Source organism: Nocardia sp. NPDC058114 (assembly GCF_042884695.1).
GTDB lineage: Bacteria > Actinomycetota > Actinomycetes > Mycobacteriales > Mycobacteriaceae > Nocardia.
This window is the reverse complement of sequence record NZ_JBHVTK010000001.1, coordinates 46,169-58,086: the sequence shown is the minus strand read 5'-3', so window position 1 is coordinate 58,086 and position 11,918 is coordinate 46,169. Positions and strand designations below refer to the sequence as shown.

Genomic DNA, 11,918 nt, shown 5'->3' with positions numbered 1-11,918 from the left:
TGCCGATGTCCCGGCTGTACCGGGACGAAACAACTCAGGCCAGGTCGACCAGGACGACCTTCGAGGCGCCGACGGCCTCGGCGATCGCGGTCTGCACCTCGGCGGACACCTCGGCGTTGACGCGCAGCACCACGGTGGCGCCTTCGGCGTCCACGTCCTGGCTCAGCTGCGCGGCCAGGATGTCGATCTCGGCCTCGCCCAGCAGGGTGCCGATCTTGCCCAGCGCACCCGGCTTGTCGCTGTAGTTCAGCACGGCCAGGTTCAGGCCCTCGGCGCGCATGTCGTAGTTGCGGCCGTTGATGTTGACGATCTTCTCGACCAGGTTGGGCTCGGTCAGGGTGCCCGCCACGTTCAGGGTCGAACCGTCGCCGAACACAGCGCGCAGGTCGACGACGCTGCGGTGAGTGGGGCTCTCCGACGCGGTGGTGACGGTGGCGGTGATGCCACGGTCCTTGGCCAGCGCCGGGGCGTTGACGAAGGTGACCTGGTCCTCGACCAGCGCCGAGAACACACCGCGCAGCGCGGACAGCTCCAGCACGGCGACGTCCTGTGCGGACAGCTCGCCGCGCACCTGGACCTCGACACTGACGGGCAGCTCGCTGGCGATGGCGCCGAGCAGCGCGCCCTGCTTGCGGACGACGTCCAGCCAGGGGGCGACCTCGTCGTTCACGGCGCCACCGGTGACGTTCACCGCGCCCGGCACGAACTCACCGGCCAGCGACAGCAGCACCGACTTGGCGACGTCGGTGCCTGCGCGGTCCTGGGCTTCCGAGGTGGAGGCGCCGAGGTGCGGCGTCACGACGACCTGCGGGAGGTCGAACAGCGGCGAGTCGGTGCACGGCTCGGTCTCGAACACGTCCAGGCCGGCGGCACGCACGTGGCCGGACTTGATGGCGTCGGCGAGCGCCTGCTCGTCGATCAGCCCACCACGGGCGGCGTTGACGATGATCACGCCCGGCTTGGTCTTGGCCAGCGTCTCGGCGTTGAGCATGCCCTTGGTCTCGGGCGTCTTCGGCAGGTGGATCGAGATGAAATCGGCGCGCTCGAGCACCTCCTCCAGGCTCAGCAGCTCGATGCCGAGCTGCGCGGCGCGAGCGGGCGAGGTGTAGGGGTCGTACGCGACGATCTTGGTCTCGAAAGCGGCCAGGCGCTGCGCGAACAGCTGCCCGATGCGGCCGAGGCCGATCACGCCGACAGTCTTGCCGAAGATCTCGACACCGTTGAACTTGCTGCGCGCCCAGGTCTTCTCCCGCAGGGTCGCGTCGGCGGCCGGGATCTGCCGGGCGGCCGAGAGCAGCAACGTGACGGCGTGCTCGGCGGCGGTGTGGATGTTGGAGGTCGGCGCGTTGACGACCATCACGCCACGCTCGGTGGCGGTGGGCACGTCGACGTTGTCGAGGCCGACGCCGGCCCGGGCGACGATCTGCAGCTTCTTGCCCGCGTCGAGCACTTCGGCGTCGACGGTGGTGGCGGAGCGCACGAGCAGTGCGTCGGCCTCGGGGACCGCGGCGAGCAGCGCCGGGCGGTCGGGTCCGTCGACCCAGCGAACCTCGACACCGTCACCGAGTGCGTCGACGGTCGACTGGGCGAGCTTGTCGGCGATCAGAACTACAGGACGGCCTGCTTGGCTCACTGTGGGGTACTCCTGGGGAAGAAAGGGGGTCGGCAGTTACCGCCGACCAGGATAGTCGCCCGGACTTCGGCTGCCCTTACCCCCCTGCCCGAAAACCGGGTGAACCCTGGGCACCCACCGCTCTACGATCACCGCATGTCCTTGCGCACCGTCCCCGAATCGATGGACCCGGCCGTGGTGGCCGCCGTCGACGCAGAGCTCGATCGGGTGGCTGCCGAGCACAACGTGTCCATCCGTCTCGCGATCGAAAGTGGCAGCCGTGCTTGGGGTTTCCCCTCGCCCGATTCCGACTACGACTGCCGTTTCGTCTATGTGGCAGGCCTGGAGACCTACCTGTCTCCGTGGCGCACCCGCGACGTGATCGAAACGCCGCTGATCGGGCTGCTCGACGTGAACGGCTGGGATCTGGCCAAGGCGCTGCGCCTGCTGGTGGCGGGCAACGCGGTGCTCGTCGAATGGTTGACGTCGCCGATCGTCTACCGCGGCGACGAGGCGTTTCGCGCCCGGCTGCGCGAGGTGGCGAGGGAGGTGGCCGATCGCGACCGGATCGCTCGGCACTACCTGCACCTGGGCGCGCGCCAGTGGGCGCTGTTCGAGCGCAACGGCGGTTTGAAGAAGGTGTTCTACGCGCTGCGGCCCGCGATGGCGCTGCGCTGGTTGCGTGAGCATCCGGGTGCCGCGGTGGCGCCGATGCATCTGCCGACGCTGCTCGCCGAGTGCGAGTTGCCGGTCGACCTGGTGGCGGCGATCACCGAACTGACCGATCTCAAGTCGAAGACGAGGGAGATGGGTTCGGCCGCCCCGCCGGCGTTGATCACGGCGTTCATCGACGCCGAATTCGACAGGGCCACCACGGAATTCAACTCCCGCGGGCCGCGTGATCTCACCGCGTCGATGGCCGTCACCGGCGAGTTCTTCCGCGCCGAGGCGCTGCGGTGACTACCCCCGGATAGCAGAAACTCCGCACCAACTGGTGCGGAGCTTCACATTCGTACGCTGGTCAGCGCAGAATCAGATGGCGCGAACGTCCTGAGCCTGGGGGCCCTTCTGACCCTGACCGACCTCGAACTCCACGCGCTGGCCCTCTTCGAGGGACTTGAAGCCGGAGCCGCCGATCGCGGAGTAGTGAACGAAGACGTCCGGGCCGCCTCCGTCTTGGGCGATGAAGCCGAAGCCCTTTTCGCCGTTGAACCACTTAACAACACCCTGTGCCATTTCAAAAACCTTCTGTAGATGAGCTAGGTCCTAATAGTCCGGCCCTGGTCTCGGTGTCCACCATGCCATGATCCGACGAATTCGGCCACATCGCACAGTGCAAAGTGTGCGAACTGTGAGGAAGGCAACCCCCAGATCCTGCCAGCAGCCACTGGCACGGAGGTGACGCGGGCTGCTTTCGGGGTGGATGCTCGCCGTATGCCGAGGTAGTTGCTCCACGGATGCCGGATTAGCCGGGAGCGCACACCAAACCGACTGGAACGCTTCACCATCGAGAGCTCTATGCAATAGGGCCATGTCATCGTCAGCAACCCTAGACATTTTCGAGAAACCCAGTACGGCAAATTCCCTACCAGCGTATTTTCCGAGATCGTGAGGGATCGCACGCCTCGCCGAGAAATCACGCTAGGAGTAGACGGTGCTGGATATCAACCATTTCACTTACGGCTGGGTGACCCCCCTGCTGGCCTATGCCATGTCGGTCGTCGGGTCGATGCTGGCGCTGCGTTGCATGGTTCGCTCGCGCGCTTCCGGCATGCACGGCGGTTGGCTCACGGCGGCCGCGATCGCACTCGGTGGCACCGGAATCTGGGTCATGCATTTCATCGCGATGCTCGGTTTTTCGGTACGCGGCGTGACCATCCGCTACAACGTTCCCGTCACCTTGTTCAGCGCCGCTGTCGCCATGGGTGTGGTGTGGCTCGGATTGTCCATCGTGGTGCGCCGAAGCTGGGACAGCGCCGCATTACCGGTCGGCGGCACGATCACCGGGCTCGGCGTGGGGGCCATGCACTACGCGGGCATGTACGCGATGAAAACCGACGCCGAGATCATCTACGACCCCGTCGTGGTCGCCGCGTCGCTCGCCATCGCGGTGGTCGCCTCGATCGCGGCGCTGTGGTTCGCCCTGCACATCCACGGCATCGTCGCCACCGCGGGCGCGGCCCTGCTGATGGGCGTGGCCGTCACCGGCATGCACTACACCGGCATGTTCTCGATGAGCGCGCACACCAGCGCCCACGTGGCCCATGCCAGCGGCGCCACCGCGGCCCAGCTGCTCACACCCCTGATCATCGGCATCAGCATGGTGACCATGATCCTGCTGATGCAGGTCGGCATCACCGAAGCCGAGGACCCCAACCTCACCCGCCCTGTGGACGGTCAACGCGCCAGCCGCTTCTGGCCCAGCGGCCAGAACTGAAACCTGTCGGACCCCGCCGGCCGCACCGCCTCACCAATCAGCTGCTCATCCTGAGCGCGGTCGTCTCACTGGCGGCAACGGGGTTGGCCGCCTACGCGGTGGCTGTCTTCTGATCACCCGGCCCGCACATCGTGTGCTTCGGGTCCGCGCCGGGTCTCGGTGACGGTGTATTCCACGCGCTGACCGTCGCGCAGCGTGCGGAACCCCGCACCGGCCAGCGCGGTGTATTCGACGAATACGTCGGGTCCGCCGGCGTCGGGAGTGATGAATCCGAATCCCTTGCCGCTGTCGAACCAGGCCACGATCCCGCTCGGCATCCACCGACCTTCCGACTCCTGTGCCTGCCAACCTGATTCGCTAATCGTCGCATGCCGCTGCCCGCGACACGACCGGCATTCGATTCGAGGAGCCGATCGCCCGGTGACGAAGTGGATATGCTCCGGACACGGTCCGACCGGACCGGCTCAGCCGCGAGAACGGGGATTCGGTGCAGCCTTCGACCGTTCGCTGCGCGGCCGAAACCGTGACGATCTTCGTCACCACCTCGGTGGCGGCGCTCGTGATCATGCTGCCGATCAGTTTCGCGTCCTTGGCGGCATCGCTGCACGTCGACCTGCTGGTGTTCAACATTCCGCGGGCGATGACCGGTGCGGCGTTCATCGCGGTGATCACCGCCGCCGTCACGGTGGCGATCGGCAGCGTGCGAACGGCCCGCTGGACCGCGCTGATCGCCCTGGTCGGCATCTTGGTGAACCATCTCGCGTTGCTCCCCGACAGCGCCGACGGTCACCTCGACATTCTGTCGCTGCCCACCTTGAACTTCATCGACGCACTACTGGCGGGGGCTGTCATCGGCGCGCTCGCGGTCGCGGTCTGGAACGAACCGCTCCTGCGCACCGTGTATCTGTTCGGCACGCTCGGCGGCACCATCCTGGGCGACCTGACCCAGTCGCCCACCGACCCGAACTCCGACGGTTTCAGCGGTGCGCTCGGCGGCGCACTGCCCCTGTGGTTCATCGCCGCGAGCGTGCTCGCTCTCGCCTACTTCGCGCTCACCACCGTGGCCACGCCCCGCTGGACCACCGAAACCGCCATTCCGCTGGCGCCCGTGTTCGCCGCCGTCGTCGCCTTCACGACGACCATCATCACCGCGCTCGCCGTGGCATCGCACAAGACCAGCGCCCCCTATCTGATCGTCGCCTCGGTCGTCGCCATCGCGGCCGCGGTCGCCGCCGCGATGATCCTGCCGGGACGCGACGGGATTCTGGTCCTGCTGATGAGCAGTTTCTCGGTCGCGGGCAGCCTCGTCATCACGCTGCCGCGTTCCGGCTGGGTCGATCTCGCCACCCTCGCCGCCACCGCCGCCGGCCTACTGATCGGTATCCGCACACCGCGTCCACTGGTAGCCGCGACGAGTGTGCTCGCCCTGGCCTGCCTCGTCCTGGCCGCCGATATCTTCGACCCACCCGCCACGCTCACCGCGGCCCTCGGCTGCCTCGCCCTCGGCTCGGTCGCCGGGTATTGCCTCGGCACGGCTGTTCCACAAAGTCCCACGTCCGGGACCGTCGGACTGGCGATCCTGTTCGTGCCCTCGATCGGTGTCGCTTTGAGCGACACCGACTTCGGCCACCTCGCCTATTCGTCGTCCTGGTACCGCACCACGGATGTCGACCGCGGGATCGGGCCCGGCGCGGTTGCGATCGTCGTGGCACTCGGCTGCGCGATCGCCGTCCTGGGCCTGATGCGCCTGCGCTCCGAGACCTCCGAGATCGTCAGCCCCTAGCCGAATCCCAGCCGTATTCCGAGAACGCTTCCCCTGTCATCACCTTGCCGATCCCGACCCGGCAGTAGTCGACGATCTCCTCGGGCAGCGCTTCGGGCTCGAACCATCCCAGTTCCGAACATTTTTCGGGCTCCCGGTTGGCGACCCCGCCTGTCCAGCGTCGTACGGTGAAGAACATCTGGACCCGCTCATCGCTGTGCAGCACATGCGCGAATTCCACGTCCCGAGCGTCGATCTCGACCCCCACCTCCTCGCGAGCCTCCCTGATCAACCCGGCCACCGCCGACTCGCCCGCCTCCAGATGTCCCGCGGGCACATGGAACAACCCATCGCCGAACCCTGTATTCGCCCTGCGCCCCAACAACACCCGTCCCTGTGCGTCGACCAACACCAGGTGAACCCCCACGAGCACCCGGTACTTCTCCACTGTCACCCCTCCTGATCGAATTGCCCACCCAAGAACTTCGAGACCGCCGCTGTTGCAGATGTTTTCGGGGTATACCCACATCATGAGTTTCCCGGTTTCCTTCGGGTTCGCCCAGGTCGGTCTCCTGGCATTGATCGCCCTCGCCATCGCCCTACTGGTCATGGCCGCACTGGCCGCCACCCGCCGTCGCGGCCCCAAAGCCGTTCTCGGCCGCGCGGTCCCCGGCACCGCCCTCCTCCTCGTCGCGGTCCTCCTGCTCTGGATCGCCACCCTCCTCCAGACCTATCTCGGGCTCACCGGCGAGATCAAGGCCGCCCACGTAGTCGCCAAACCCGTTGCCGGCCAGGAACACCAACTCGACCTCGTCCTCACCCAGTTCGACGAAGACGGAAACGCGGGGCAGCCGACAACCCATCGCATCGAGGGCGACATGTTCGCCCTCCAGTCCAACATCGTCGAACTCGAACCGTGGGTCAACGCCCTCGGCTTCCACTCCGGCTACAAGCTCAGCCGCCTGTACGGCCAACGCCTCGACGGCAAATCCCCCGCCCAGGACCAGACCTTCCTCAACGGCGGCGACCGCGACTTCTTCGAAGACATGAACAAAAACCGCTGGTACACCAGCCCTTTCATCCGCTCCGCGTACGGCAACGCCACCATCGCCACCCCCGGCGAATACGACGTCTACATCTCCCGAGACGCCATCAAAGTCCGCCAGACGAACTGATCAGCGCCTCGGATCCTGAGACGTTCGCGTATGGACTCGAGCAAATGAACGATGTCTCGTCTCGTCTCGCGCGGATGTAATTGGACCATGACCGAACGTGACGTGACCATGATGTACGCAGCACACGACGCGTTCCGGCGCGATCTCCGAGCGCTCGCCAGCGCTCCGGACCGTGAACGCTGGACGCAGTTTCACACCCAACTATCCGTCCACCACACCGCGGAGGACGTCGTGCTCTGGCCGAGTCTGCGCCGCCGCGGCGTGAACGCGCAGTTGGTCGAGGCGATGGCCGCAGAACACGACCGCATCGACCCACTCCTCGCCCAGGTGGACCGGGCCTTCGATAGCGCGGGACCGGACGCCGCGCGACCGACGCTCGGGGCACTGTCCGAGCTGTTGCACAACCACCTGCGCCACGAAGAGCAAGAAACACTGCCATTGATCAACGACCGAGAGTGGTCGCTACTCGACCGAGAAATGCGCCGCCGCATCGGACTCCGAGGACTTCGGCCCTACTACGCATGGCTGCTGCGCGATGTAGAGGGTGAACGCCGCCGCAGCGTTCTGTCCACTATTCCCCGCCCACTCCGGCTGGTGATCTCGTAGACGAATAGTTACTGACCAGCCCTGCCACCCCAACACCCCGACGACAAGGTGGAACTCAGCCGAAAAGCTCTTCCGCGCGGGTTGCGGTGACCGCTTGCAACAACCACGCGTTGAGTTGATCAACGTCAGTGGTGTCGGCAAGCAGCTTTCGGTGGTCTGCGGAGAGCTCGATTCCACGGCCAGTAAGCACGGTCAACACCGAGCGCGCGACACCCTGGCCGAGCCCTTGCTCCCGCCCCTGCTCTCGCCCTTCCTCCAAGCCCTGCTCAAATCCTTGCTCACGCCCTTGAGCGCGGAGCCGCTGAGCAGATTCCGAACGGAAGAACGACAGATCCGTGTCCATTTTTTCCCTCCAGAGCTGGGCGGCGTCGGTATGCGAAATTCCCTGTTCGATCAGTTCGGCGTAGAACTCGGTCATCGTCGCACCTCCGCGGGCGGATAGCCATGGTGATCGGGTACCCCGTCCGCCCGGGTCGTCGAGATCGTCGGCCGCTACGAACCGGACACATTGGTGGGCAGATTCATTCAACGCGCAGGGCCGGCAATCTTGGTTCGCTGCGACAATAATCGAACAAGCGAAGGCGAATCAGCCGAGATATGGATAGCTTCCGGACAGGAAGTCACCGATCTGCTGCCGCATGCTCGGGTGGATGTCGTAGGCGCCCAAGTCATCCGGGGCGACATACACTACGCCATCGGCTTCATCATTGATCGTCGGTTCACCTGACACCGGTCGCCCGATGTAGGTGTTCTCATACTGCTGCCGCACCTCACCGTCGCTGTAGGCCACAATGTGGTGGGGATTGCTGTAAATACCCAGGAATCCAGTGATCTCAGCTGTGATGCCCGATTCCTCCTGACATTCCCGGATCGCACATTCGGCCGCGGTTTCGCCGAAGTCCATGGCTCCGCCGGGCAGCGCCCACTGCCCGGTATCACGCCGACGCTGCAGCAGGATCGCCCCGGCCCCATCGACAACCAACAAATTGCAGGCCACCACAAGCGAATTCGGCTTCGGCGCCTTCGGATCGTGGTAGTACTCGATTCTGCCCATACTCGGCCCCTTCGATGGCGCGGTCAATCGCGCGCTCGTCGCATGCTATTGCCACGCCATCAACATCCGAAAGGGCTGGTCGGATTGCCGCCGTTCGGCAGACAGCGAACGTCTCCGCCGTCGCCCCTAGATCATATGACGTTGGACAACCAGATTGTGGATCGCGTCGCGGACGTTCAGTCACGCCCGGACGGAGCCTCGGCAACCACACGGTGCGCTAGCGCTTGCAAAGCAGACTCGATGAATTTCCGAGTCAGCTCGGACTTCTGCCACCTAGATAGGACCTCGCATAGGTCATCTGGTCATCGACGGTAATGACGTCGCAAGTGCGGACGAGCAGGTCGGGGACATCAGTGCCGAGATGTCGACGGTGGGGTGTGAACACGGCTTCGGCTTTGGTCCGCTGAGCAATGCCGATCAGCTCGCTCATCGGGTTCTGGGTTCGAGCGTCGAATACGATCGTCTTCGCGAGGTCGTATCCGAATCGCTTTGCCAGTGAACGAAGTCGGATCTCATCCCAGTTCTGCGCGGATCCGGAGAGATCGGAGCGCAGGTATCCGATCGCGACCGGTTTCATCCGGCGAGAGCCGATCGTGGCACGTCGAGCATGGCCTGACCGGTCAGGGTAGCCGTGTACGCACTACCACAGGGCGATAGTTCCCAAGCGGCCCGGTAGGTGACCTGGCGGAGTAGTCCGTCGAGGTGGAGGGTGCGCAATGCTCGCCTGGTTCGGCGGATGGACAGCGCTGTAACGGTTGCGATCTGGCGGTCGGTGAGTTGTCCGCCGGGTTGCAGGATGCGAAGGACGAGTGCTTGGTCGACCGTGGACATCGTTGTCTCCCTGGAATGTATCTTCTTCTCACATTTGCCCGCGTAGCCTGGCAATACGACGTTGGAAGAGGGTGGACGAGAACGTCTTCCAGCGTGGCGGGCCTGGCAGGTTCCGAACAGCGCCGAGCCCGATACGAAGGTGGTATGAACCCGATCCATCGATTACCAAGAAGGGCGAGGGGGCGACGATGATCGTCGGCAGGTGGACGGCAGCGCATGTCCGGGCGCTCCGGGTGGATGCACTGAGAGAGAGCCAGCCGGCATTCGCCGAGCGACTGGGCTTCGAGGCCGTCACGATTCGTAAGTGGGAGTACCGGGCAACCGAGGCAAAGCCGGTTCGTGGCGCGTCAGCGGCCGCGCTCGACACACAACTTGCTCGACTTGCCGCCGACCAACTTCGCCGAATGGAGTTGGCGCTCACGGCGCTGGACACGGAGAGCGAGGACGACGTGAACCGTCGGCAATTCGGAATCGCAACCACCGCGAGCGCGGCCTCGCTTGTCGGCCCCGCAGCCAGCCGCGGCCCAGTGGTGGAACGACCGCGAATCGGACTCTCCGAGGTGCGAGCATGGATCGAATACACCGAGGAACTCGAACAACGCGACCAGCGGGAAGGAGGAGCTCGATTGGTGAAGGCCGCGAGCTCCGCGTTGGCCCATGCCCGTCGCGAGGTTGACGAGAGCCACTGTGATCAGGCAACAGGCGCGGCGGCCGCCAGCGCGGTGGGCAACCTCGCCGTCACTACAGGATGGCTGGCATACGATGCCGATCAACACGCATTGGCCCGGTCTTGCTATCGCACGGCCCTAGAGATGTCCGTGCGCTCCGGCGATGATGAACTCGCCGTTCACGCTCTGCTCTATTCGGCGAACCAAGAGATCGCGCTGTCCCGTCAAGGCATGGGCAATCCGCATCTGGCGCTGCAAAATGCGAGTCGGGCGGATCGTCTGGCACAGCATTGGAATCCTGGCCGAGTGCACGCGCTGATCGCCGTCCGGCAAGCACAGGCGTGGGGGCAAGTCGGCAACCATGACGGATTCCGAACCGCGATGAGCAAGGCACACGCCGCGATGGATACAGCCTTGAACTCCGAGATTCTCGGGCGCTGTCCGCGTTGGCTGCGCTTTGTCGATCCGCCGGAGTTGGCGGGACACGAGGCACGTGGCCACAGCGACCTCGGCGACTATCGGACCGCTCTAACCCACTACGAGCGCGCACTACAGGGTCAGAGCGTGCGCAACGAGGCGAACACCCGTGCCTGGCACGCGGCAACTCTTGCTTCCGTGGGGGATACCCGTGAAGCACTCTCGACGGGTCAATCGGTCCTAGACACTCTCGACGCGATCGGATCGACCCGCACCCTGAGGACGATGGCACCGATTCGAGCGCTCCACGCCGCCAAGGACTCTGGATTCGCCGACCGCTACGACCAACTCGATCGGAGCGTTCTCACAGCGTGAACGGACTGCATTTCACCCACTACTCGGCTGCCGCCTCGCGCCAATATCGCAGCGTTGTGGAAGACATCTACCGCCGGTCCTACCGCGAGGCTATCGACTCGGGGCATACCTTCGATTCGCCGGAGGCGTTCATGCACCGTTTCGACGCCTACACCGATCCAACACGGGAGAGCGGCATCGAACTCGTCATCGCCTACCTGAACGATGTCTCGATTGGCCAGACCTGGGGCTGGCCGCTGACGCCCAACACCGCATGGTGGGATGGCCTCACCCTCGATGGTCCGCTCGCTGCCAACGGAGATTTCATTCGTGAGAGCGGCACAAGAACTTTCGCGCTGAGCGAGATCATGGTCGACCAATCTTATGCAGGTCGCGGCCTTGCCCATCGTCTACACGACGAATTACTCGCAGGCCGCACCGAAGATCGTGCGACGCTGCTGGTCGAGCCAGAGAACGACCGGGCGTACGCCGCGTATCGCCGCTGGGGTTGGGACCGTGTAGGACGTCTGACCCCGTCGTGGCCGGACGCACCGACCTTCGACGTATTGCTGATGGCACTCGCCGGCCGGAACACCACCATTCGTGGCGCCGCGTCAACGTAGCTGACTGCCGGTCGCCACGGTAGCCGACCCGGAGCCGAAACTTCACCAACCACAGTCTCCAACTAGAACTCCGATGAATATACTTGGACCCCGCTCCGTACGGCCGCATGTTGGTCGTCAGTGAGATTGAAGATCTGCGAGTTCGACTTCGAGACGGTCTATGGCGAACGAGGGTCTTGTTACACCGAATGCCACCATGTCACGCCGCTACATGTATCCGGGGCCACCGAGACTCGAACAAGCGACCTCATCCTCCTGTGCGCCAACTGCCACCGCATGATCCACCGCAAGTCTCCTTGGCTGACGCCGGACCAGCTACGCGCCTTGGTCAGATCTGGAACCAAGTCCGGCGCTAGATGATCGCACTACGTCAGCGTGG

At 64.9% G+C, this 11,918-nt stretch carries 16 protein-coding genes; 8 read left to right on the top strand and 8 right to left on the bottom strand.

What is annotated here, in order from left to right:
• Nucleotides 1-34 precede the first annotated feature (34 nt).
• Nucleotides 35-1,633 carry a phosphoglycerate dehydrogenase gene (gene serA / locus ACFVVI_RS00250; RefSeq protein WP_387442082.1) on the bottom strand — a complete coding sequence of 533 codons (1,599 nt, stop codon included), beginning with the start codon at nucleotides 1,631-1,633 and terminating at the stop codon, nucleotides 35-37.
• Nucleotides 1,634-1,768: 135 nt separating this feature from the next.
• Here serA and ACFVVI_RS00245 point away from each other — a divergent pair, with 135 nt between their 5' ends.
• A complete protein-coding gene (locus ACFVVI_RS00245) occupies nucleotides 1,769-2,572 on the top strand; it encodes a DNA polymerase beta superfamily protein (RefSeq protein WP_387442079.1) in 804 nt (267 codons plus the stop codon).
• Between the two features lie 72 nt (nucleotides 2,573-2,644).
• Here ACFVVI_RS00245 and ACFVVI_RS00240 read toward each other — a convergent pair whose 3' ends face one another.
• Nucleotides 2,645-2,848 carry a cold-shock protein gene (locus ACFVVI_RS00240; protein ID WP_056812000.1) on the bottom strand — a complete coding sequence of 68 codons (204 nt, stop codon included), beginning with the start codon at nucleotides 2,846-2,848 and terminating at the stop codon, nucleotides 2,645-2,647.
• 418 nt (nucleotides 2,849-3,266) lie between these two features.
• Between ACFVVI_RS00240 and ACFVVI_RS00235 the strand changes: the two genes are divergently transcribed.
• The gene (locus ACFVVI_RS00235; RefSeq protein ID WP_378992106.1) at nucleotides 3,267-4,049 is read left to right on the top strand and encodes an MHYT domain-containing protein; all 783 of its coding nucleotides are present in this window, start codon (nucleotides 3,267-3,269) and stop codon (nucleotides 4,047-4,049) included.
• Nucleotides 4,050-4,162: 113 nt separating this feature from the next.
• Here ACFVVI_RS00235 and ACFVVI_RS00230 read toward each other — a convergent pair whose 3' ends face one another.
• Nucleotides 4,163-4,366 (bottom strand): cold-shock protein, encoded by a 204-nt coding sequence (locus ACFVVI_RS00230; RefSeq protein ID WP_358063985.1) that lies wholly within the window; start codon nucleotides 4,364-4,366, stop codon nucleotides 4,163-4,165.
• Nucleotides 4,367-4,536: 170 nt separating this feature from the next.
• Here ACFVVI_RS00230 and ACFVVI_RS00225 point away from each other — a divergent pair, with 170 nt between their 5' ends.
• Nucleotides 4,537-5,832: a hypothetical protein gene (locus tag ACFVVI_RS00225; protein WP_379313001.1), complete on the top strand. Its 1,296-nt coding sequence runs from the start codon at nucleotides 4,537-4,539 to the stop codon at nucleotides 5,830-5,832.
• Here the strand turns inward: ACFVVI_RS00225 and ACFVVI_RS00220 are convergent.
• Entirely contained in the window at nucleotides 5,822-6,265 is a 444-nt protein-coding gene (locus ACFVVI_RS00220) for an NUDIX domain-containing protein (protein WP_378992103.1), read from the bottom strand. The two genes, ACFVVI_RS00225 and ACFVVI_RS00220, sit on opposite strands and share 11 nt — an antisense overlap.
• 76 nt (nucleotides 6,266-6,341) lie before the next feature.
• On the opposite strand from ACFVVI_RS00220, the gene ACFVVI_RS00215 reads away from it, so the two are divergent.
• Both ACFVVI_RS00215 and ACFVVI_RS00210 read left to right on the top strand, forming a co-directional pair.
• A complete protein-coding gene (locus ACFVVI_RS00215) occupies nucleotides 6,342-6,986 on the top strand; it encodes a hypothetical protein (protein WP_378992102.1) in 645 nt (214 codons plus the stop codon).
• A gap of 87 nt (nucleotides 6,987-7,073) precedes the next feature.
• Nucleotides 7,074-7,592 carry a hemerythrin domain-containing protein gene (locus tag ACFVVI_RS00210; RefSeq protein WP_387442075.1) on the top strand — a complete coding sequence of 173 codons (519 nt, stop codon included), beginning with the start codon at nucleotides 7,074-7,076 and terminating at the stop codon, nucleotides 7,590-7,592.
• Between the two features lie 55 nt (nucleotides 7,593-7,647).
• Here ACFVVI_RS00210 and ACFVVI_RS00205 read toward each other — a convergent pair whose 3' ends face one another.
• From ACFVVI_RS00205 to ACFVVI_RS00190, 4 genes are all read right to left on the bottom strand, one after another.
• Nucleotides 7,648-8,010 carry a hypothetical protein gene (locus ACFVVI_RS00205; protein WP_387442074.1) on the bottom strand — a complete coding sequence of 121 codons (363 nt, stop codon included), beginning with the start codon at nucleotides 8,008-8,010 and terminating at the stop codon, nucleotides 7,648-7,650.
• A gap of 168 nt (nucleotides 8,011-8,178) precedes the next feature.
• Nucleotides 8,179-8,646 carry an NUDIX hydrolase gene (locus tag ACFVVI_RS00200; protein WP_387442073.1) on the bottom strand — a complete coding sequence of 156 codons (468 nt, stop codon included), beginning with the start codon at nucleotides 8,644-8,646 and terminating at the stop codon, nucleotides 8,179-8,181.
• Between the two features lie 253 nt (nucleotides 8,647-8,899).
• Entirely contained in the window at nucleotides 8,900-9,223 is a 324-nt protein-coding gene (locus ACFVVI_RS00195) for a hypothetical protein (RefSeq protein ID WP_378654995.1), read from the bottom strand.
• Nucleotides 9,220-9,477 (bottom strand): hypothetical protein, encoded by a 258-nt coding sequence (locus ACFVVI_RS00190; protein ID WP_387442071.1) that lies wholly within the window; start codon nucleotides 9,475-9,477, stop codon nucleotides 9,220-9,222. The genes ACFVVI_RS00195 and ACFVVI_RS00190 overlap by 4 nt, the downstream gene beginning before the upstream one ends.
• Before the next feature lie 188 nt (nucleotides 9,478-9,665).
• On the opposite strand from ACFVVI_RS00190, the gene ACFVVI_RS00185 reads away from it, so the two are divergent.
• From ACFVVI_RS00185 to ACFVVI_RS00175, 3 genes are all read left to right on the top strand, one after another.
• Nucleotides 9,666-10,937 carry a helix-turn-helix domain-containing protein gene (locus ACFVVI_RS00185; protein ID WP_387442069.1) on the top strand — a complete coding sequence of 424 codons (1,272 nt, stop codon included), beginning with the start codon at nucleotides 9,666-9,668 and terminating at the stop codon, nucleotides 10,935-10,937.
• Entirely contained in the window at nucleotides 10,934-11,539 is a 606-nt protein-coding gene (locus ACFVVI_RS00180) for a GNAT family N-acetyltransferase (RefSeq protein ID WP_387442067.1), read from the top strand. The genes ACFVVI_RS00185 and ACFVVI_RS00180 overlap by 4 nt, the downstream gene beginning before the upstream one ends.
• A 120-nt stretch (nucleotides 11,540-11,659) precedes the next feature.
• Nucleotides 11,660-11,899, top strand: a complete 240-nt coding sequence (locus ACFVVI_RS00175; RefSeq protein WP_387442065.1) for an HNH endonuclease — start codon at nucleotides 11,660-11,662, stop codon at nucleotides 11,897-11,899.
• Nucleotides 11,900-11,918: the final 19 nt, after the last annotated feature.